General features: G+C 61.0%; 20 protein-coding genes. 10 read left to right on the plus strand and 10 right to left on the minus strand.

What is annotated here, in order from left to right; translation table 11 throughout:
- Nucleotides 1–637 precede the first annotated feature (637 nt).
- The 3 genes from BF95_RS20895 to BF95_RS20905 are packed head-to-tail and all read right to left on the minus strand — an operon-like array spanning nt 638 to nt 3094.
- Nucleotides 638–1429 (minus strand): alpha/beta hydrolase, encoded by a 792-nt coding sequence (locus BF95_RS20895; RefSeq protein WP_037480383.1) that lies wholly within the window; start codon nt 1427–1429, stop codon nt 638–640.
- Between the two features lie 30 nt (nt 1430–1459).
- Nucleotides 1460–2236 carry an SDR family NAD(P)-dependent oxidoreductase gene (locus BF95_RS20900; protein WP_037480385.1) on the minus strand — a complete coding sequence of 259 codons (777 nt, stop codon included), beginning with the start codon at nt 2234–2236 and terminating at the stop codon, nt 1460–1462.
- Nucleotides 2237–2266: 30 nt separating this feature from the next.
- A complete protein-coding gene (locus BF95_RS20905) occupies nt 2267–3094 on the minus strand; it encodes an alpha/beta fold hydrolase (protein WP_037480387.1) in 828 nt (275 codons plus the stop codon).
- Nucleotides 3095–3218: 124 nt separating this feature from the next.
- Between BF95_RS20905 and BF95_RS20910 the strand changes: the two genes are divergently transcribed.
- On the plus strand, nt 3219–4220 hold the full coding sequence (locus BF95_RS20910; RefSeq protein ID WP_051520161.1) for a GlxA family transcriptional regulator: 1002 nt from the start codon (nt 3219–3221) through the stop codon (nt 4218–4220).
- A 141-nt stretch (nt 4221–4361) separates the two neighbouring features.
- Here BF95_RS20910 and BF95_RS20915 read toward each other — a convergent pair whose 3' ends face one another.
- From BF95_RS20915 to BF95_RS20940, 6 genes are all read right to left on the minus strand, one after another.
- Nucleotides 4362–5189, minus strand: coding sequence for a 23S rRNA (adenine(2030)-N(6))-methyltransferase RlmJ (locus BF95_RS20915; RefSeq protein ID WP_043154096.1), 828 nt, complete (start codon nt 5187–5189; stop codon nt 4362–4364).
- A 359-nt stretch (nt 5190–5548) separates the two neighbouring features.
- On the minus strand, nt 5549–6355 hold the full coding sequence (locus BF95_RS20920; protein WP_043154098.1) for a S1/P1 nuclease: 807 nt from the start codon (nt 6353–6355) through the stop codon (nt 5549–5551).
- Between the two features lie 78 nt (nt 6356–6433).
- Nucleotides 6434–6826, minus strand: a complete 393-nt coding sequence (locus BF95_RS26685; protein WP_083216991.1) for a polyhydroxyalkanoic acid system family protein — start codon at nt 6824–6826, stop codon at nt 6434–6436.
- A gap of 175 nt (nt 6827–7001) precedes the next feature.
- Nucleotides 7002–8273, minus strand: coding sequence for a Y-family DNA polymerase (locus BF95_RS20930; protein ID WP_043154102.1), 1272 nt, complete (start codon nt 8271–8273; stop codon nt 7002–7004).
- Nucleotides 8270–8683 carry a LexA family protein gene (locus tag BF95_RS20935; RefSeq protein WP_051520163.1) on the minus strand — a complete coding sequence of 138 codons (414 nt, stop codon included), beginning with the start codon at nt 8681–8683 and terminating at the stop codon, nt 8270–8272. Before BF95_RS20935 ends, BF95_RS20930 begins: the two co-directional genes overlap by 4 nt.
- A gap of 75 nt (nt 8684–8758) precedes the next feature.
- Nucleotides 8759–9349, minus strand: coding sequence for an SOS response-associated peptidase family protein (locus BF95_RS20940; RefSeq protein WP_043154104.1), 591 nt, complete (start codon nt 9347–9349; stop codon nt 8759–8761).
- A 76-nt stretch (nt 9350–9425) separates the two neighbouring features.
- On the opposite strand from BF95_RS20940, the gene BF95_RS20945 reads away from it, so the two are divergent.
- From BF95_RS20945 to BF95_RS29740, 4 genes are all read left to right on the plus strand, one after another.
- Nucleotides 9426–9617 carry a DUF6771 family protein gene (locus BF95_RS20945; protein ID WP_043154118.1) on the plus strand — a complete coding sequence of 64 codons (192 nt, stop codon included), beginning with the start codon at nt 9426–9428 and terminating at the stop codon, nt 9615–9617.
- A gap of 150 nt (nt 9618–9767) precedes the next feature.
- Nucleotides 9768–9953: a hypothetical protein gene (locus tag BF95_RS20950; protein WP_037472192.1), complete on the plus strand. Its 186-nt coding sequence runs from the start codon at nt 9768–9770 to the stop codon at nt 9951–9953.
- 10 nt (nt 9954–9963) lie between these two features.
- Complete coding sequence (locus BF95_RS29735) at nt 9964–10386, plus strand: thermonuclease family protein (RefSeq protein WP_037472191.1); 423 nt, start codon at nt 9964–9966, stop codon at nt 10384–10386.
- Between the two features lie 85 nt (nt 10387–10471).
- The gene (locus BF95_RS29740; RefSeq protein ID WP_235209914.1) at nt 10472–10585 is read left to right on the plus strand and encodes a DUF5818 domain-containing protein; all 114 of its coding nucleotides are present in this window, start codon (nt 10472–10474) and stop codon (nt 10583–10585) included.
- 222 nt (nt 10586–10807) lie between these two features.
- On the opposite strand, the gene BF95_RS20960 is transcribed toward BF95_RS29740, so the two are convergent.
- Nucleotides 10808–12730 (minus strand): S9 family peptidase, encoded by a 1923-nt coding sequence (locus tag BF95_RS20960; RefSeq protein ID WP_037472188.1) that lies wholly within the window; start codon nt 12728–12730, stop codon nt 10808–10810.
- Between the two features lie 392 nt (nt 12731–13122).
- On the opposite strand from BF95_RS20960, the gene BF95_RS20970 reads away from it, so the two are divergent.
- The 5 genes from BF95_RS20970 (at nt 13123) to BF95_RS20990 (ending at nt 20911) form a co-directional block, all read left to right on the plus strand.
- Nucleotides 13123–16677 (plus strand): hydantoinase B/oxoprolinase family protein, encoded by a 3555-nt coding sequence (locus BF95_RS20970; RefSeq protein ID WP_043154108.1) that lies wholly within the window; start codon nt 13123–13125, stop codon nt 16675–16677.
- Complete coding sequence (locus BF95_RS20975) at nt 16674–17345, plus strand: DUF969 domain-containing protein (protein WP_037472184.1); 672 nt, start codon at nt 16674–16676, stop codon at nt 17343–17345. The genes BF95_RS20970 and BF95_RS20975 overlap by 4 nt, the downstream gene beginning before the upstream one ends.
- On the plus strand, nt 17342–18292 hold the full coding sequence (locus BF95_RS20980; RefSeq protein ID WP_037472182.1) for a DUF979 domain-containing protein: 951 nt from the start codon (nt 17342–17344) through the stop codon (nt 18290–18292). The genes BF95_RS20975 and BF95_RS20980 overlap by 4 nt, the downstream gene beginning before the upstream one ends.
- A complete protein-coding gene (locus BF95_RS20985) occupies nt 18283–19278 on the plus strand; it encodes a DUF2891 domain-containing protein (RefSeq protein WP_043154110.1) in 996 nt (331 codons plus the stop codon). The genes BF95_RS20980 and BF95_RS20985 overlap by 10 nt, the downstream gene beginning before the upstream one ends.
- Before the next feature lie 691 nt (nt 19279–19969).
- Nucleotides 19970–20911, plus strand: a complete 942-nt coding sequence (locus BF95_RS20990) for a hypothetical protein (RefSeq protein WP_043154113.1) — start codon at nt 19970–19972, stop codon at nt 20909–20911.
- The last annotated feature ends 378 nt before the right edge of the window (nt 20912–21289 follow it).

A 21289-nucleotide genomic window follows, 5' to 3' on the forward strand; every position in this document is an offset into this window, starting at 1 on the left:
GGTAACATTGCACGCAATGTGGCGTACCAACACGACCTTCCGGGAGGCGGCCATGGCCTGATCCAAATCCGAAGCAATACGCTGAACTCAAGCGCGACAGAACGCGTCCCGCTGGGACGCTTAGCGAGGGTGAGATCGTTCCCGCGAGTGCGGCACGGACCGCGCACACCACTTAGATTCACCCTACTTTGAACGCTAACATGCGGCGTCCAGCGCGACGACCGCGGAGAGAACCCTGGAGCCCAGCGCGCGTGACGAACCGCAAAGAGGTCAGCTGTTGACAGTGGCGATTAGAGAACGCGCCGGGACACGACCCAGGCGCCCATCTAAAGACGCCCTGCTTCGAAAGCTACAGGCTCCGCTCGAAAAGATGTTGCAAACTGCGTTTCTTGGCTCAGCCTGGCAGAGCGAGAGGGAATGGCTGCGACCCAGACCGATCAACGCTCCAAGTTTCGGAAATAGTTCGAAGCACCGAGCGTGAACGCTCGCAATTTTAGCAGGGGGGCGATAGGCGGACAATCGGCACTTCGGGATCAAAAATTGAACACTAAGTGGCAGATTTGGTTCGGTTTCAATAGCAGCTGCCTGGATCCAGTAGATTGTTCAAGCTGCAGTTCTGCCGTCCAGGCAGTAACGATCAGCCAGTCACACCGCGTTGATGACGCTCTGCCCAATCCAGTGCGGTGTCGGCGACCTCCTCCCAACCTTCGTCGAGCAAAGTCCAATGCGAACGAATTGGGAATTCGAGATATTCGGTCAGCGTCGCCGCTTGCTTCTGTTTGGCGAAGATGGCGCGCGTCATCGCTGCGTCGGCGATCAGGTCCTTGCCCCCGCCGATGAGCAGCATCGGCGCGCGCGCCGGATTGCGCCAGTCGATCTTCATCGGGTCGATGACGCCGTCCCAATAGACCCGTCCGGGGGTTGGGACGATATAGCGATCATAGAGCGCGTCGGCCCGGTCGGCTGGCACCGTCTGGGCGAAACGACGTGCGAAGAAGCGGCGCGACATATGCTTGACCCTGTTCCGGCTGAACGGATCGAGAAACACAGGCAGCGCCGAGACGATCGCATGGGGATAGAGCGGCACCCCAGGCGTGGGCGCAGGATGGATCACGATGCCCGCAACGCCCAGTCCCCGGTCCATCAGATGCTGGACGAACACCCCGCCGACCGAATGACCGATCAGGATTGGTTGTTCCGGAAGGGCGCGGATGATCGCCTCGTAATGCGCGACGATTTCCCGCTGGCCGATTTTGTGGAGGCCAGGATGAGGGACCGCGCGCAGGTCAGCCGGATCGCGATCGTCGAGCGGCCAGTCGGGGACGATCACGGTGTAGCCGCGAGCCTCGTAGCGGGCCTTGACGCCGTCCCAGCTCCTGGCATTGAGCCAGGCACCGTGCACGAGGACAATGGTCTTTGATCTGGTCATGACTAGATTCCCTTCTGTGGACGGCCCGCATCAAGCCCGGTAGCGGGCGGCGGCATGGTTGCGGGAGAGATTGGGCCGCAGCGCCGCGCGTCCGGCCAGATAGGCATCAAGATCGGCGCTGTCGGGTAGGGCTGGAATGGTGATAGTTTCGCCCAGGTCGAGGCCCCTCATGGCGGCGTCGACCATCTCGTCGGCTTCCATCACCATGTCGGCCGGGATGTTGGCAAGCTGCTCCTGGGTCCAGATGGCGGTGCGGGTTATCCCCGGCAGCACGGCCTGGACTCGAACGCCTTTTGTTCCCAGTTCACTCTGCAGTGCCTCGGTAAAGGCGAGAACGAACGCCTTGGTTGCTGGATAGAGCGCGGTGAAGCCTTCGGGCATCAGCGCCGTGACGGAGGTCATGTTGATGATCGTCCCGCTGCCCAACCCGACAAGGCGCGGCGCGATGGCCGCGGTCAGGCGGGTGACAGCCAGCACATTGAGGTTGATCATGCCCGTCAGGAAGGATGGATCTGCTTCCACCAGCGTGGTTTCCCCCGCGATGCCAGCGTTGTTGACCAAGCCAACAATGCGGTCGTCTGTTCGCAGTCGGCTTTCGATACGGGCAAGATCGTCCGCGTTGGACAGATCCGCGCTGATGACCTCCACTGCGACGCCTGTCTGCGAAGTAAGCTGCTGCGCCAGGGCCGCCAGCTTGTCTGCGCGGCGGGCAACGAGGATCAGGTCGTGGCCGCGGCGGGCCAGCCGGTCGGCATAGATGGCACCAATGCCATCGGAAGCGCCGGTGATGAGGAACATATTGTTCATGGCGAATATCCTTTGTGCGAAACGGAGGCGTCAGTTGCGGATGAAGGCGAGCAGATCGGCATTGAACCGATCCTGATGGGTCTGCGTCAGGCCGTGGTCGGCACCCTGATAGATGGTAAGCACCGCATCCTTGACGATTTTCACCGTTTCCAGAGCCGATGCGCCGATCGGCACGATCTGGTCATCGTCGCCATGCAGGACGAGCGTTGGCACATCGAATTTGGCCAAGTCGGCATGGAAATCACTCTCCGAAAAGGCCCGGATGCTATCGAGTTGACCCTTGAGCCCGCCCATCATGCCCTGCCGCCAGAATTCATCGCGGATGCCGTCGGATATCACCGCACCTTCGCGATTATAGCCATAGAAGGGGATCGTCAGATCCCTGAAGAACTGACTGCGGTTGTCTAACGTGCCCTTGCGGATGCCATCGAAGGCATCGATCGGCAGACCGCCCGGATTGGCCTCGGTCTTGAGCATCAACGGCGGCACCGCGCCAATCAGCGCGACCTTGGCGACGCGGGCCGTCCCATGACGGCCGATATAGCGGGTCACTTCCCCGCCGCCGGTCGAATGGCCGACCAGGATCACGTCGTGCAGGTCCAGCGTCTCGATCAGCTCGGCCAAATCGTCGGCATATTGATCCATGGTGTTGTTGGCCCACACATGGTCCGAACGACCATGGCTGCGGCGATCATGGGCGACCGTGCGGAAACCCTGATCGGCAAAAAAGACCATCTGCGCGTCCCAGGCATCGGCACTCAATGGCCAGCCATGCGAGAAGAGGATCGGCTGGGCCTCCTTCGATCCCCAGTCCTTGTAAAAGATCCTGGTTCCATCCTTGGTCGTAATCCTGCTCATGTTGGCACTCCCTGTTGAATGGGGCGGTTGCGCCCTGTGATCAGAGGAATAGGATCGTTGCGCGACTGGCAGGAGCGGCGGTTCCGACATTAAGCAGGTCAAAACCGACAAAGGGAGCATAGACATGGCGGTGGGGGCGGGAACGGTGGCTGCCCTGGGTGCCGAAGTGGGGCTGGTTCTTTATCCCGGGTGCCAGATCGGCATGGTGTATGGGGTCACGGATCTATTCATGATCGCATCACAATTTTCGCTGGACCGGGGCGGTAAGGCGTTGCGCGTCAGCCACTGGTCAGTCGACGAGGCTCGCACTTTCACCCGGACGTTCGACACCCATCCAGATCAGCCGGGCATGCCGACGATCCTGATCAGTCCGGGCCGGCTGTCGGGCCCGCCCGACGCGCAGGAGGCCGCGCCCTATGCGCGTTGGTTGCTGGACCGCCATGCGCAGGGCACCGTTCTGGCATCAAATTGTGGGGGCACTTTCCTGCTCGCGGCGACGGGCCTGCTGGCAGGCCGGCCCGCCACAACGCACTGGCTATTTGCCGACCAGTTTCGCGATCGCTTTCCCGACGTCAGGCTCGACACGGCCAAGATGGTGATCGAGGATGGCGATATCATCACGGCGGGCGGCCTCATGGCCTGGACCGACCTTGGCATGCGGATCGTGGATCGGTTGCTGGGTCCCACCGTGATGATCGAGACGGGCAAGTTCCTGCTGATTGATGCATCTGGCCGGGAACAGCGCCATTTTTCCAGCTTTGCGCCGCGCCTGACGCATGGCGACGAGGCGATATTGAAGGTGCAGCACTGGCTACAGGGGCGTGCGGAGCGGCCGGTCAGCGTCGGCGATATGGCGGGAACGGCGGGGCTGGAGGAGCGCACCTTCTTGCGCCGGTTCAAGGCGGCGACCGGCATGAAGCCGATTGAATATGTGCAGAACCTGCGCGTCGGTAAGGCACGCGAACTGCTGGAATTTACCAGGCGGTCTGTAGACCAGATTGCCTGGGCAGTCGGCTATGAGGATGCAACCGCCTTTCGCCGCGTGTTCCATCGCATATTGGGCTTGGCACCTGGCGAATATCGCAACCGCTTCTCGAGCGGATCAGACGTTCAGATAGCGGCATGACTTCTGGACAAAGCAAATCCGACAAAGGGCCGATTAACGAATGAGACGATCAGGACGTTGAAAGACAGGCTCGTCCCAACCTATGTTCAGAAGACTGGCGCATTGTCGGACTGGCTCGGAAAAGCTCGAGAGGGCTGGCCACTAGCTCAACAAATCGGTCGTGATCTCGCCCCTATGCCCTTTCGGCGCCAGCGCAGCGCGCAGGGCTTCCAGCAGAGGTGGCAGCGCCTGCGTAAAGGCGTAGGGCGGATTGACGATATAAAGGCCCGCGCCATTATAAATGCCGGACTGGTCGCCATCGTATAACCAATGCTCCACCCGCAGCAATTTCGGAATGCCGAGTTTGCGTAACTGCTCCCTCCACCGCCCATGCGTGGCGCGGTCTTTCAGCGGATACCAGATCACCGTCACGCCATGCGCCCATTTGCGGTGAGCGGCGGCAAGTGTGGCTGTGATGCGTTCGCGTTCGTCTGCCTGCTCATAAGGCGGATCGACCAGCACCACGCCGCGCGCGGTGCGGGGTGGCACCATCGCCAGCCAAAGCTCGTAAGCGTCGCGCTCATGTACGGCAGCGGTTGTGCCGCGCATCATGCCGCGCAGGGTATAGGCATCCTCGGGATGTTTTTCGTTCAGGATCAGGAAATCCTGCGGCCGAAGAAGCTGCGCCAGAATCCGCGGCGAGCCCGGGTAAAAATGTGCCTCGGTCCCGACATTTACCGCTTGTACGACGGCGCGGTAGTCGTTCAGCAAGGCGTTCGAGTCGGCAAAAGCCCGCTGCACGCCCTGCGTGGACTCGCCGGTGCGTTGGGCATCCTCTCCGTCAAGGTCGTACAGCCCGCAGCCTGCATGGGTGTCGATCAGGGTCAGCGCGCTCTGTTTTTGCTGCAAGGCCCGCACGAGGGCAATTAGCAGGCTGTGCTTGACGACATCGGCGCTATTGCCGGCATGGAAGGAATGGCGATAATTCATTGCGACCCGAATGCTTGACGATCTACATTTATATTTGAGGCTGGGCACGGTTGCCGAGCGCGAAGCGATTGAAGAAACCAATCCGGCGCTAGTATGAAGTCGTGTGGAAACCTTCAATACACTTCTGCACAAGGTCTCAAGTCCGCGTTAGCGATCGCTACCAGAGGCGAAGACGCAGGGCTCCTCGCGCATGGAAATGTTCGAACATCGTAACGGACTTGCCCGCCCAATGTAGGACCACTTGGATTAGTTAGCTGCTGCCGGACAGGAGCAAGCTCGGACAAGGACCTGCCGAGGTCGGGAATGACATAGTCGTTGGCTGGGTATGTCGATACATTCACACTATGTGTCGAGGTGTGTCATTTAGTTTGTTTGGCCGGAACGGTAGCGGTTCCAGGCTCGAACACCCAATTGAGGTAGGCCGCGATCCTTATGCCTCCGCGCTTCAGTCGATCATCCATCTCCGATCGATGCTTGTAGGCATAGTCCCAGGATATGCTGGGATCGGCGGGGTAGATCGTCTTGCGGAGCGCGATGCTCTCCGCAATCCACACCGAAGGCGCAGGATCGCTCCAATCGATCACCTGCTCAGGCGAGATCGTGCGCGACAGCCATTGCGCATATTCGGAATAGGACAAGGACCGTTGCTCGATCATCGCTGAGTCCCACACCGAATGAAGGTTGGTCGAGCGGCCGAACCAGGTCACCTTGACATCATTGCCGCCCCGGTCATCCCCACCGCCCGCGTGCAATGGCTGATGCAGATCGCCGATGATGTGCACGATGAAGCGGAGGGCCAGCCGCTTGTCCTCAATGGAGGATTTGGGATTGCGCAGTGTAGCCGTAAAACCATCCAGCGCGCTCATGGCATCACCCTCTGGCGGCGCGTCCTTGCTTTGATAGCTGTCCCCTTGCCTCACCGTTACATAGTGCCAGGGGCCAGCCTTTTTCTGCCAATATTCGGCCGGGTCGGACTTCATGTCATCGGGCCAGGTCGCCGCCTCGGCAAGATCCTCGGCACCAAGCAAAAGCCGGACATGGGCACGTGCAACACCGCTCAGATTTTCATCGGCGATGGCACCGGTTATGCGGTGGCCGACAGGACCCCAAGCCTGTGCGGGTGTGCATGCAAGGAATGGGATGGCGAGAAGGGAGAATATACGCATCGCTGTTCCTTGGCGACATTTCCTCTCCAGGGAAAGACGGATTGCTGTAGATGGTATGTCGTTCCGCGTGGCGCGACCCTAGATCGTCCTGTCGGCCCTATCGTCCAGCATCAGCCGTTCGCCCTGCTTCTCTACTATGGCGGCGATCGGCCCTGACATCAGGCTCAGCATGCCAGGAAGATGGAGCGTCACCCGCAGCCGATTGTCTTCCGCATCGACCGTGCAGGGCACTTCGACGCCCATGGTCGCGACCGTCAATGCAAGACGCTCAGCGCTGGGCCATGAATGGGTCACAGTGGCTGCGCCGCCCGGGATGTGCGAGGCCAGTTTGCCAACGCCCCTCTCCATGCGCCGTATGGCCTCGTCGCGACCAAGAGTGTGGGGAATGTCAATTACAGTCGGAGATGCCATGGTCCATGGACGCTTGGACCAAGGATGTGGTTCCGGCTCTGTCGCGTGGGTCCGCATCATGAGGCTGGCGCTGGGGTAGGGGGGTGGTGCTTGACCGGGAAGGGGAGGGACTGCCTGCACGCCCAATCGTGGGCAGCGCTGACCGTTCACTGCCAGGATCGTTCATCGCTCGAGATCAGCCGGTTGGGCGATATCCAGCCACATCGGACAAGGGACCCCCGGCAGTAAAACTTGCTCATCTCGCCTTTACGGCGGGCACCTCGGCAATGCGGGTGGTGTAGTTGGGCGACTTGCTGTCCGATCTGGCCGCCCATTCGCGCTTGAACCCCTGGCTGGCCGGAACGGCCGCGAACTTCCCGAAACGCATGTTGACCTGATCCATGGCGACCATCAACCGATCACGCCTTCCGCTATCGTCCTCGAACAGCGCCCGCGGTCGTCTATCAGCGTCGATGAGGTCTTCCAGCATGACGCCCGCCTTGGTGATGCCATAGCCCTCTCGCCAAGCGCTCTCTATGCCGCGCCGGGCGTAGGCAAGAAGCATGAGGCCATCGTTGGTCATGGGCTGCATGGTGAGCGTCCGCGTTGCAGAATATTGCGGCCGGTCCTGCTTATGCCGATTGGTATGGAAAAATACCGTCAGGCGTCCTGCTACCAGGCCGTGCTGCCGCAGCTTTTCTCCCGCCCGCATCGCATATTGCGCAACGGCGCCCATCAGCATGTCCATATCGGTGACAGGCGTACCAAAGGATCGGGTGACAGCCATGCCCTTGCGCTGAGGCGCTACGGTTTCGATGGCGCACGCCGGAACACCGCGCAATTCAGCGACCAGCCGTTCCAGCACGACACCGCCGATGGCGCGGGCCTGCTTGAGGGCCATGTCGCGCAACTGCCCGGCAGTACAGATATCCAGGCCTGCCAGTTTGGCCGCCGTCGCCCTGCCGACGCCCCATACATCGTCCACGTCGAACTGGTCGAGCACCCAACGGCATAAGTCTTCGTCGCGCAGATCGGCGACGCCATCAAATGTCGGGTTTTTCTTCGCCGCCGCATTCGCCAGCTTTGCGAGCGTCTTGGTCGAAGCGATGCCCACACAGGTGGGAATGGTGGTCCACTGCCGGACCTGCGCGCGCATGGCACGGCTATGCGCGGCAAGATCCAGATGCTCGAAGCCCGTAAAATCGACAAAGGTCTCGTCGATCGAGTAAATCTCGAAATCCCTTGCAAATGGCTCGATCGCCGCGACGACCCGCCGCTGCATATCGCCATAGAGGGCATAGTTGGACGACAGGACGCGAATGCCATGCTGCCTGATCTTGTCGCGGATGAGATGGACAGGATCCCCCATTTTGATGCCCAGAGCCTTGGCTTCACCCGAACGGGCAATCGCACAGCCGTCATTGTTGGAGAGGACAATGACCGGGACACCAACGAGGCTGGCATCGAACGCTCTCTCGCAGGACACATAATAATTGTTGCAGTCAATCAGGGCGACCGGCGCGCTCATCCGTATTTGCGGGCCAGTCCGACGACCACGCCCCATATCTCGACATATTCATCCACGATGATGTCAGGAAAGCCATCGGCTTCCGGGACCAGCCAGAAGCGCCCGTCGCGCCGTTTCAGGCGCTTTAACGTGCGATCGCCATGGACCATGGCGACGACGATATGGCCTGCAACAGGCTTTTTTGCCCTGCTGACGATGATCAGATCGCCGTCGGTAATTCCGGCCCCGGTCATGGAATATCCATCGACGCGCATGATGTAGCTTGCAGCCGGATGCTCCACCAGCCAGTCGGCCAGATTGATCGGTTCCTCCATGTCGTCCTGCGCGGGCGAAGGAAAGCCTGCTGGCAGGCTCACCAGCAGCAGCGGCAGATCGGGCATGGCAAGGCAAATGGGTATGGGTTCAAACATCAAATAGGCCACGAATCAGATACCCGATCCGGCATAGCCTGATTGTCCGAAACGGTCATTTGTTCTTTTTATGTTCTACCCTTGAACGGTCATCCGCGCGGCAGGATATGCCCTCGCCATCGCACAGGCACCGTCATAATCCGTCGATAGCCATGCCTGATAGTCGGCCGGTTCGACTATGACCGGCATCGCCTTGGGATGCAGCGGCGCGACCAGCGCATTGGGTTCGCAGGTCAGAAACGCATAGACCGGACCATGGTCACTCTGCCGCCATATGCCTGCAAAAGCGGCGATCGGCTGATCGATCACGTTGAACCACCACTCATCGCGTCCTTCCCCGGTCCTGGGTTCCGCGAATGTCGAAAAGGGTACGAGGCACCGCTGCGGAGGATTGGCCAGCATCGACTTCCAGAATGGGCTGCCAAGGTTCCGCACATTGGTCACGCGCTTTTCCAGCATCTTTCCGCTCTTGCCTTTGACCTGGGTTGGCACGCCCCAGGACATGACGTCGCTTCGGATCACACCATCATCGTTGCGGACGATCATGCCCGGCTTTTTGGGCCAGACGTCCGTGGCGAACGCGGCGTTGGGCTGGCGGATATCGAACCCCGCATAGTCCCGCCAACTGAGGATCTTGTCCGGATCGGTTCGATAGTGATTGCACATCCGGGCAGCCTAGCGATCGCCAATTTCATCGCAAGCCTCTTGCATCGTTCCTGATATGTTCTTTACGATCCAAACCATGATCCACCCTGATTCTCTTTGGCTCGCGCAGAGCCTGCTTCACGCCCCGGCCTGGGCACGCGTCGCCCTCACCGCACCCAACGAGCGCCTGCGCGAACAGGCGGCGGTGGAACTGGCGCAAAGCGTCATCGCGGCTATCGAGCATCCCCCCACAATCCCTGACATCCGCCAGATGACGCTGCCCCTGTGACGCAAAGCCTGCGGTACATCCGCGTGATGCACATGGTCAGCGATGCTGAATAGTCTGCCGCTTTCCTGATCTTGAGCAATAGACGGCATAGCGGCTGTGCAATCCGGCACCGCCACGCTAGCGTCTCGGTTTGAGCGATCGGGAATAGATATGAACGGATTTGTACGTTTGGAAACGGTGGACGGCGATTTTGTGGTCGTCAATGTCGATCGGGTCAGTTTCGTTCGGCGCTACCGCGGTGAAAATGGCACCAGCGCGATCAATTTCGAGAAGGGAAATTATATCGTTGTCAAAGGCAGTCTCGACAGCGTCATGACCATCCTGGCCGAAGGCTGAAGCGAGGCTCATGCTTGCCGTCCTATCCGCGGTCGTTCTGGCATCCGGACAGGTCTTTGTCTGCACGCCTACCCATGTCTGGGACGGAGACGGCCCGATCTGGTGTGCGGAAGGTCCAAAGGTGCGTTTGGCCGGTATAGCTGCCCGCGAGATGGACGGCACATGCAAAAAGGGGCACCCCTGTCCCAAGGCATCGGCTATTGCAGCACGAGACCGGCTGGTGCGCTTGCTGGGCGGCGCGAAAGGCAAGGCGCGGACCGGCCATATTCTCGTATCGGCGCCGACCATGCGCTGCGTGTCGAATGGATCGGCACGGGGCGGTCGCACAGGGGCATGGTGCAATCTGCCGGGCACGGGCGACATAAGCTGCGCCATGATCAGGTCAGACACTGTCCTGCGATGGGATCGCTATGCGCGGGGGCATTGCCGCTGATGCCGAGAGGAACGCGCCACGAACTGACCGGCATTCTTCTGGAAGGCGACTTCTATCCGGTGCTGCGTGTTGCTGATGGAGGCGAGTGGCGACTGGAGATCACCAAGSCTGGCGGCCGCTGCTGGGCAAGCGCGTCACAATCATCGGCGTGCGTGACGGTTTTGATCTGATTGCCGTCGAGCGGATCACCCTGTCATGACGCACGATCAGCTTTTGTGGGGGAAGGTGTCGATAGTGATGAAGCAGCATGGTGAGCAAGCACCGCGCAAGGTGGACGAACGGATAGGTATCCTTGCGGTTGAGGGGTAAGGGGACTGCATCGTAACGAGCGCCGGGCCGCAAGGAGGCTGCTGCGCTGTGTCCAAGCCAAGCAAGACGCTTTTCTGCTTGGCGGCGGCAGCGCAAAATTGTCACTGGCTGATCAGCGACTCAAACCGAAACGATCTTCAAGGAAGGCGGCGATGCGGCGATACCCGTGAACGCGATTGGCAAGGCGGGCGATACCATGTCCTTCGTCCGGGAAGCGCAGATAGGTGACGGTTCCACCACTTGCTCGAATGCCCTCCACCAAACGGTCGCTCTCGGCGACCGGATCCCGCGGGTCGTTCGCTCCGTGCATGACGAGCATCGGCGTGGTAATCTTGGCTACGTTATTGATCGGCGACAGCTTGGCAAAGAAGGCGCGGACCTTGGGATCTGCGATATCACCGAATTCAAGCTTGTCAGCGGCCTTCAGTCCGGGGCTGGCTTGCTCAAGCGCTGTTACCCAGTCCGATACACCCACGATAGAAACGCCGGCCACGAACATGTCGGGATATGTGCCAAGCGCCTGGTTGGTGAGATAGCCGCCATAAGAGCCGCCACCGACCGCGATACGGGTGCCATCGACCTGACCCGACTTGCGCAACCATTCCGCCGCGTCGGCCAGATCTCCGACCTCGTCGACCTTCTTCTCACGGTCATTCAACTGCTCGAACGTCTTCCCTTGGCCCGTCGAACCGCGATAGTTGAAGTCGAGTACCGCAATGCCGCGGGCGACATAATATTGGATGTCCGCCGAAAAGCCTGACGTAGCATAAGCACTGGGGCCGCCATGGATACGCATGAACACTGGCGGCTTGCGGCCGTCGGGCGATGTCGTCGGCAAATACAGGAGCCCCGTGAGCGGTGCCCCGTCACGCGCGGCGAAGCGGACTGGCTCTGGAACCACCATCTGCGACAGGTCGAGCCCGGGCGCATCGGTCGGCACCAGAACACGGGCGGCGACATCCTTTGCGGACAGATCCCAGGAAAGCACTTCGCCCGCCGTAGTCGGGCTGTTCGCACTGATCAGGAGCATTGGCCTCTCCCCAGCGAACTGGACAGACACAGTGCCTGAGGGCAATTTTGGCACAGGGATGTCGTGGCCGGTGCTTAAGTCGCGCGCGTGCAAACGGCTGAACCCAGTCTCGATCGTGGTCCAGACCAGGTAGCGGCCATCGGGGCTGAGCGCGATCTGACCGATATCGAAGCCTGGCTTAACGATCGTTTGGAGCCGACCCGCGCCTACATCATAAAAAGCGATCTCGTGATAGTCTGAGGATTGATTGGTCGAAAGATAGAAACCGCGGCCATCGGGCTTCCATGCGATAGAGCTGTATTCGGCGATAGTCTTCGGCTCGAAAACGGTTGTCATCTCGCCGGTCGCGGCGTTGAGCAGGTGAAGGTTATTACCACCCCCGCGGGTCTCGCTAACCGCTATCAAATCACCACCTGGCTGCCATGCGACTGCGTAGAAGCCGCCCTTTCCATCATAAACGCGCCGACTTTGGCCGGTCTCAACGTCCGTCACGTAGATGTCGAAGTCGGTACCGTTGCGCTCGGTCGAGGAATAGGCGAACCGGCGCCTGTCGCGGCTCCAAGCACCAAAGCTGCGGAACGCTGGCGACTTCTCAACGATTGTCCGCTCTTTGTTTCCGTCGATGGTGAGCAGGTGCATGCCAACGCGCTCGTCTCCGTCGGTATCAGCGCCGTACAGCCAATGCCCCGAGGGGCCGGGCTCCAGCCAGTCGACGCCCGATCCGTAGGTGAGTTGGTCTGGAAAGCCGCCGCTTACCGGCATCGTCCAGATCTGGGGCGAACCGGTGATGTCGCTGATCCAGGCAATGTGCGTCCCTTCCGCGGAGAGGGCTGCACCGCGCGGGCTCCGTACAAGCAGGAAACGGGTGATGTCGAGTTTGCCATCTTGTTTGGGCGCGAGCGAAACTGGCTCGGCCTTGACAATGTCCTCAGGACGAGGCGTTTGCGCCGCACCTGCTGCTGCGGCACCGCTCGATAGCAGCAATGAAAGGATAAGGGCCCGCATCAGGTGCTCCGTCGCTTCTCGAATGAACTGGCAGGCTGGCCAGCCGTCTTCTTGTTGAAAACAAAGCTAGCCGGATGCGGATGGGAAAGCGAGGCAGAATACCCCCATTTGCCCTACACCGATCGTCAACTCTTTGACGTCTGCCGCTGCTCCTCGTCTTGCACCTAATTCCACGCCCGCCTTGCCCGCACGTGCGATGCAAAGCCACATCGACTTGTGTGGCGCCTTCTGGGCCGTTTGCCGAACGGCAAGTCCCGTGACTTTGACGATTTTTAATGGCCGATTCCGGCAATTGCGACACCTGAAGCGGACATCCACTAGACGCCCCAAGTCTGGACAAAGCTGCTGGCAGCGGCCTAGTTCGTAGGCCATGATTGAGAGAAGGTAGCAGAATGAAGGCTTGGCGCTTTGCGGTAGATCGTGGCGGTACTTTCACCGATATCGTCGCGACGACCCTTGAAGGGGAGCTGGTGACCGAAAAGCTGCTGTCGCAGAACCCGGGATTGTATTCAGATGCCGCCAGCGAAGGCGTGCGGCGCCTGATGCTGCGGTATGGCAAGGGACCGATTGCTGAGCTTCGTATCGGGACAACGGTAGCGACCAATGCGCTGCTCGAACGTAAGGGGGAACGGTTGGCGCTGGCCATTACGCGCGGTTTCGGCGATGCATTGCGGATCGCCACGCAGGCGCGGCCCGATATTTTTGCCCGTCACATTATGCTGCCCGAGCAACTGCCTGCCAGGGTGGTCGAGATCGACGAGCGGGTCGGGGTTGATGGCAAAGTTCTGCGGCCGCTCGACGACGCGCAGGTTCGGCAGCAACTCGACGCCCTGCGTGCCGGCGGCTTCGATGCTCTTGCGATTATCCTGATGCACGGGTGGAAGCACCGGGACCACGAGGCGCGGCTTGCGCGGATGGCGCGCGATATCGGCTTTACGCAAGTTAGCGTCAGTCACGAGGTGGCACCGCTCATCCGTCTGATCCCGCGCGGCGATACGACGGTGGTCGATGCCTATCTTTCGCCGGTGCTGCGGCGCTACACCGATGCGCTCGAGGCCAGCCTCCCCGCGACCGGGAGCCTGCGTTTCATGCAGTCGAACGGCGGGCTGGCGGAAGTGGGCGCGTTTCGCGGTAAGGATGCTATCCTGTCCGGCCCAGCTGGCGGCGTGGTCGGCATGGTCGCGGCGAGCGCACCACTGGGCCATACCCGGCTGATTGGCTTCGACATGGGCGGCACGAGCACCGATGTTGCACATCATGCCGGCGAATATGAACTGACCGGCGACAGTGTGGTTGCGGGGGTTCGGGTCGCGGCACCGATGATGCAGATCCACACAGTCGCGGCGGGTGGCGGGTCGATCTGCCGCTTTGACGGCGCTCGCTTCAGGGTCGGGCCGGAAAGCGCCGGGGCGGACCCTGGCCCTGCCTGCTACCGCAAGGGCGGACCGCTGACCGTGACCGACTGTAATCTTTTCCTAGGTCGCCTCGATCCTGCGTTCTTCCCGGCCGTGTTCGGTCCACAGGGCGATGCCCCGCTTGATCCGGTGGTGGCACGAGGGCGGCTGGAAGAAGTTGCCGCAATGCTCCCCGAACCAAGGCCGCTTGAAGAGATCGCCGAGGGCTTCCTTGCCATCGCGGTCGACAATATGGCCAACGCCATCCGCAAGATCTCGGTCGCGCGCGGGCACGATGTGACGACCTATGCGCTTGCTTGCTTTGGCGGAGCGGGCGGACAGCATGCCTGCAAGGTCGCCGATGCGCTAGGGATGGAGACGGTGTTGGTCCATCCGCTTGCAGGGATGCTCTCGGCCTATGGCATAGGCCTCGCGCCGGTGAAGGCCATCCGCGAGGTCAGCCTCGTGCGCGCGCTGGACGAAAGCTTCGCTCGTGAACTAGCTGCGCTTGAGGAACAGGCGCGGCAGGAGCTCCTTGATCAGGGCATCGCTGCCGACGCAATCCGGACCGACAGCCGCGCAAGGCTGCGCTTTGCTGGCACTGACAGCCAGCTAGCCATAACTTGCACCGATCCGGCGGCAATGGATGTAGCTTTCCGCAAGCTGCACCGCCAGCGTTTCGGCTATTCCGACGCGGGGGCGGCAATCATGGTGGAGGCATTGAGCGTCGAAGCCAGTGGGCAAGCGGGTGGGCTGTCCGCATCGGTCGAGTTGCCCGAGGCGCTGGCTGTTGGTAATGCCCTTATATATGGCGCTTGGAAGATTCTGTCGCGTCGCGCCTTCGATGTCGGCAAATGCGAGCCCGGGCCCCTGCTGGTCATCGACCCAGGGTCGACGACCGTGGTCGAGAAAGGCTGGCAGGCGCGATTGGCCGATGAAGGAAGCCTGATCCTGACCCGCACCGTGCCGCTGAAGCGTGAGCGCGCGGCGGGAACGGATGTCGATCCGGTCCGTCTCGAGATTTTCAATAACCTGTTCATGGCCATCGCCGAGGAAATGGGGGTGGTGCTGCAATCCACCGCTACCTCGGTCAACATCAAGGAACGGCTTGATTTTTCCTGCGCACTTTTCGATCGCAGCGGGGCGTTGATCGCCAACGCGCCGCACATTCCGGTGCATCTTGGCAGCATGGGCGACAGCATTGTGCGGGTGATCGATGCGCGTGGGAGCGGGCGCGACGGGCGCGGGTTTCGGCGCGGCGATGCTTATGTGCTCAATGATCCCTATCGTGGCGGCACGCACCTACCCGATATCACGGTGATCGTGCCCGTGTTCTACAGCGAAGAGGCGAGCGAACCCGATGCTTTTGTTGCAGCGCGCGGGCACCATGCCGATATTGGCGGGATCGCGCCCGGATCCATGCCGCCGGAAAGCCGGACGATCGAGGAAGAGGGTGTCCTGATCGACAATGGCTTGCTGGTTGACGAAGGGCAGTTTTGCGAAGCGGAAATGCGCAAATTGCTGGCGGCAGCGACATTCCCCGCCCGCAATCCCGACCGCAACCTGTCCGATCTGCGCGCCCAGCTTGCCGCCTGCACGCGCGGTGCGGGGCTGCTGCGGGGCGCAGCAATGGATCACGGTCCAGACGTGATCGCGGCCTATATGGATCATGTTCTGGCCAATGCCGAAGAAAGCGTGCGGCGGCTGATCGATCGGCTTGAAGATGGCGGCTTTGCCTATGAAATGGACAATGGCGCGACAGTGAAGGTCGCCATCCGCATCGACCGCGCAAGCCGCTCGGCGGTGTTCGACTTTACGGGCACCAGCAACCAGTTGCCGGACAATTTCAATGCGCCGCGCGCGATTACTCGTGCTGCCGCGCTCTACGTGCTGCGCACGCTGATCGACGATACCATTCCAATGAACGATGGCTGCCTGCGCCCGGTCGAACTGATTGTGCCAGAAGGCTCGATGCTGAACCCGAAGCCCGGCGCAGCCGTGGTCGCCGGGAATGTCGAAACCAGTCAGGTGGTCACCGATGCACTGTTCGCCGCGTGCCGACGCCTTGCGCCGAGCCAGGGGACGATGAACAACTTCACGTTCGGTAATGAATATCACCAATATTACGAGACAATCTGCGGCGGTTCGGGCGCGGGTCCCGATCATGACGGGACGAGCGCGGTGCAGACGCATATGACCAACAGCCGTCTTACCGACCCGGAGATACTGGAAACGCGGCTGCCCGTGCGGATCGAGCGGTTCGCAATCCGTCATGGTTCGGGCGGGACGGGTTTGCATTGCGGCGGCGACGGTGTCGAGCGGCGCGTGACCTTCCTTGAACCGATGCGTGCCAACATGCTCGCCAATCGCCGGCGGATTGCGCCAAGCGGGATATGCGGAGGCGAAGATGCACTGGCTGGCCGGAACTGGGTGGAGAGGGCGGACGGATCGCGTGAGGAGCTCGGGGCGACAGCGTCGGCGCATATGCAACCGGGTGATTGTTTTGTAATTCTCACCCCCGGTGGCGGCGGATTTGGGAAGGTGTCTCAATGAGCTATTGGCCACTCCTTGGAATTGCGATCGTCGTTGTTGGTTTTGCGTTGCGGTTCAATCCGCTGATGGTGGTGGTGGGTGCGGCGCTTGCGACTGGTGTGCTCGCCGGGCTGGATATCGTTGCTGTGATTGAAGCGCTGGGCAAAGCCTTTAATGACAATCGCTACATTACTGTCACATGGATCATTCTTCCGGTGATAGGCCTGCTAGAACGTTACGGGTTGCAGCAACGCGCCCGCGCGGTGATCGAAGCAATGCGTGGCGCGACCATGGGCCGGTTGCTGGTCGCTTATCTTGCCTTTCGCCAACTCACCTCAGCGCTCGGCATGAAGGATATTGGCGGGCATCCGCAGGCCGTGCGCCCCTTGGTGGCGCCGATGGCGGAGGCGGCCGCCATCAAGATCCATGGCGATTTATCCGAAGGTGACCGCGACAAGATCAAGGCCATGGCCGCTGCGACCGACAATGTGGGCCTGTTTTTTGGCGAAGACATTTTTTTCGCGATTGCCTCGATCCTGCTGATCCAGGGCGTGTTCGAGAGCGCGGGCTACCCCATGACCCCGTTGCAGCTTTCCGTCTGGGCAATCCCCACGGCCATCTGCGCCTTTTTGATCCACGGCGGCCGCATCCTCGCTTTCGACCGCCGGTTGGGGAGGGCGCGCCAGTGATCACCTACGAATGGCTTTACGCGCTGGCGGGCGCGGCCTTCGCGCTTTGGGCACTGCTCAGCTTGCATGAACGGCGCTGGGGCAATGCCGGGTTCTGGGCGCTGCTGGCCGCGAGCTTCCTGCTGGGCAGTCATGTCTCCGATTTCATGAACGGACTATTGGTGCTGGCGATGGTGGCAATTGCGGGGGGTGGCGGGCTGACGCGGAGCGATCCTGCGACGACCACGCCCCAGGAACGGCAACTGCTGTCAGAACGGCTCGGCAACCGGTTGTTCCTGCCAGCCCTGGTGGTACCGCTGACCGCTGTCGCGGGGACGCTGCTCTACAATTACACGGCTTTTGGCGAGACCGGATTGTTCGAGTCGCGGCGCGAAACGCTGATCCTGTTCGGCTTGGGCGTGTTGGCGGCGCTGGTGGGCGCGATCGGGTGGCTGCGCCCGCCGCTGCTGGCTCCGGCCGAGGAGGGGCGGCGGCTGCTCGATTCGATCGGCTGGGCGGCGATCCTGCCGCAGATGTTGGCGGCGCTCGGTGCAGTGTTCGCGCTCGCGGGCGTTGGCGAAATTATTGGTGGCCTTGCAGGTGATATCATACCTCGCGGTAGCGTTTTTCTGACAGTTGTCGTCTTTGCGCTGGGCATGGCGTTGTTCACGGTGATTATGGGCAATGCATTTGCTGCCTTTCCGGTCATGGCAGCGGCGATCGGGATTCCGTTACTGGTCCAGCAATATGGCGGCAACCCGGCGGTGATCGGCGCAGTTGGCATGCTCGCCGGCTTCTGCGGAACGCTGTTGACCCCGATGGCGGCTAACTTCAACATCGTTCCCGCCGCGCTGCTTGAGCTGAAAGATCAGCATGGGGTGATCCGCCAACAGATCGGGACCGCTCTTCCGCTGCTGGTCTGCAATATTGTCATCATTTATGTAGGGGCTTTCCTGTTGTGGAATTGACCGAAGATATTGCCCGCCATTTCGCAAGGATAGCGCTTGGCCACGTGACGCGGCCCTATCCCTACAAGGACGACCATGTCTTCGAGAGCGACCAGGACGTTCGGCCCCCGCGCATGGCCCACCCGGTTTTCTGCGGCAGCTTTGACTGGCACAGCTGCGTGCACGGATGGTGGACCTTACTGACGTTAAGGCGGCAATATCCTGGCATGGCCGAAGCTGGGCCAATCGAAGCGCTAGCCGACGAAACCTTTACGGTTGCCAAGCTTGCGGTGGAGTTGGCCTATCTCGACCGGCCGATGTCGCGCGGCTTCGAGAGGCCCTACGGATGGAGTTGGCTGCTATACCTGCATCTTGAGGCTGAACGGCACGATGATCGCGAATGGTCTGTCCGTCTTGAACCCTTGGCGCTGGCTTTCGCGGCGCGCCTTTGCGATTACCTTAGGATACTGACTTACCCGATTACCGTGGGCACACATTTCAATACGCCTTTTGCGCTGATCCTTGCACGACGTTGGGCGTTCGGTCGCGACGAGGCGATGGTGGCTCTAATCGACGCGTGGACAGAGCGAGCCTTTGGCAACCGTACCGATTATCGCGGTTGGGAGCCAGGTGGCGATGAATTTCTCTCCCCCGTTCTCACTGCGGCACTATTGATGACCGAGACTCGTTCGAAGCAGACTTTCGCTCCCTGGTTCCGAGCCCTGGTGATTGCCAATGGCTGGCTTGAGAACGAATGCCGCCCTGTGCTCGTTTCCGATCGCACCGACGGAAAGATCGCTCATCTCGATGGTCTCAATCTCAGCCGCGCCTGGTGTCTTCGCATTATCGCAGATGCGCTTGACGATGAGGAAACGCAAAAGGCGCTGATGCTTTTGGCGAACGAACATCTTGAGGCAGCGCTGCCGCATGTGGCTGGCGATTATATGGGAGAGCACTGGCTCACCAGCTTCGCAGTTCTGGCGTTGCTCGCGCCAAAGCAATTCTAGCCACCAGCACGCCGCCGGACCCTTTTGTATCTACTCGTGGCCACTGACAGGAAGAGCAGGCCAGCAAATCTATCTCAGCCGAACGGCAGATTTTCGAGCGAGGCGCCGTTCGCGCTCGGGAATAGAAAGGCGTATGTTGGTCGGGTGCTGCCGGCGGCGGTACGGCGCCGGCTTCGTTGAAATCGATCGCCGCGTTTTGGGACATTTCTGCCGGTCGTGGGGAGTACGTCGATGGCCGGTTTTGTCTTGCAAGCCGACACTCAATGGGCCGATCGTCAGCGCAGAACGACAGTGCGTGCGCTGCTTGCTCATGGGCAGCTTTAGGATGGGCATCGAGGTCCTCAAGGGCCCGAGCTACGCGCAGGCCAAGGCGGTCTGGTAGCCGAGGGCCTTCAAGACGATGGGCGATGCCGATCCGGTCAGCATCCCGCTTCCAAACTGTACCTGTGCCTCGTCACCGCGCCCGGCTATGCACAGTCCTGCCGGATGCACGCGACACTTTAAACACGGCGCGGCGGGCGCTTTTCAGCGCTCCGGCAGTCAAGCCACAGCTCGTGCCCGATGGCATCGCGCGCCGAAGGCTCGCTCCGCGTCTCGCAGTATTGAGGGCGGCGTCAGATGCATCGGCGGTAGCAGTTGCCCTGACACGATTGCGCCAATATCGTGGCAAGACCTTCTGGCGGAGCACTTTGTGGACGGCATTGACGACCTGCGGCAGTTCGAGAATGAGGCGGACACCGCGATTGCCGCGATGCCGATCATGGCGCTTCCCGCCCGGGCGGTCTTGGCGGGACTGCATTATTTCCTCTGGGTCACCCAGCATGCAGGCCTGCTCGACCTGGACCCGCAACCGGGGGTTTCCGAGACCGCGATACGGCGCATGGGATACCTGCTGCCGCTATTGGTGCGGCGCCAGGCCGAACCCTTTGGAGTTTCAGCCCGCGACGCTCTGGACGGATTCTTGAAAGCGGATCCCACGGGCGAGCAGATGGCGCAGCTGCTGAGCTACGCGCATTTCAGCGAGTTCATGCCGGAGGCCCACAAGAAATACTATACGGTCACGACCATCAGGGAGGGGTTTCGCCTCGTCCTGCGCAGCGAATGGTTTGAGCAGATGCAGGCGCGCGATATCCTGCTCAGCGAGCTTGCGCTCGTGTTCCCGTTCCCGGCGAAGAAGGAGCTGGATCCTGTCCTGCGCGAGATCGTGCGGGATCTCCCGGATGCGAACTGGGACCTGGTCGGCCCGTTGCTGGGCCGCAAGATCGAAGCGCTGCTCTTCTCGCTCGCCGAGCCCAACCTCGTCGCGCCCGAAGGCATGGAGCGCATCTTCGGGTCGGGATATTCGGGATTCTATCGCATTCGCGCAGCGATCCTCGCCTATGCCGAGCTGGCGCTCGAGATATCGATGATCCTCGGGGCGACGTCCAACCGCGAAAATGACGGGAAGGGCATCTCCGACGAGACCCTCGAATGGATCTCGTGCAACGTCGAGGCAGAGTGGTTTGTCGGGCTGATCGCGAGGCTGTCGGCCGCCGAGCCCGGGATGTCGAGCGCTTCATCCGATTTTTCTGCGTTGATTTCCGGCAATCGCCAGCGCGCCACAACGGCGGGGATGGCCTGTTTGGACTTGTAACGGTTGTATAATCGCATCCCTGCAGTCAAGCGTGGTTGGCATGGGAAGGCTAATCGCGTCGGGCAGGGCGTCGACACGTTAATCAACCTTGTGCTTGTTTTTCTCAATACGGCGTGTCGCGCGAGGGTTTTCGTATGCCGGGAGCAGGGTTGTCTTCGCGGTCGGCATAAAGCCGCCGCATGATGGGTCTCCGCAGGCAAGGTCTTCCTATGTTTTGTGCGCAGTCTTTAAAAAGCTGCAGCCGTTAAAGCGGAATGACCTGACCCACGTCCGCGGCAGGGACGCCTCAATACGTCAGATGCTGACGCGCTGAGAAGTTAAGCWGGTGAATTGGTTATGCGGTGACGCCAGCCGATGTGATCGATCTTGGTACTGAGT

This window comes from Sphingobium sp. Ant17, assembly GCF_000588875.1.
GTDB lineage: Bacteria > Pseudomonadota > Alphaproteobacteria > Sphingomonadales > Sphingomonadaceae > Sphingobium.